The 254-nt window shown below is 50.4% G+C and carries 1 protein-coding gene; it reads right to left on the minus strand.

All coding sequences use genetic code 11. The features are described 5' to 3' along the window. A partial coding sequence (locus ACI43T_RS12160) for a hypothetical protein (RefSeq protein ID WP_405387383.1) occupies nt 1-254 on the minus strand: 254 nt, incomplete at both ends.

Consider the following 254-nt stretch of genomic DNA (forward strand, 5'->3'; position numbering starts at 1 on the left):
GTCCGGTAAAGCGGCTGCTTTCAAAATGGAATACTGCCTTATCGGCTAGGGAGACATTGCCGTTGAGTGCGGAACGGCTTACGTTTGCCTTAGCGTTGCCGGAAAGCGTCAGACTGCCGTTTTGTACGGTGTTGTTGCTCAGATTAAATGAAGCATTGCCCGAAGCCGATGTGTTTCCGTTTAATGTGGCTTGATTAAATGTTGCTTGGGCATTGCCCACGAGGCTAAGGTTGCCATTTTGGGTGGCGTTGTGG

The organism is Neisseria oralis (genome assembly GCF_045062685.1).
Lineage (GTDB): Bacteria > Pseudomonadota > Gammaproteobacteria > Burkholderiales > Neisseriaceae > Neisseria > Neisseria oralis.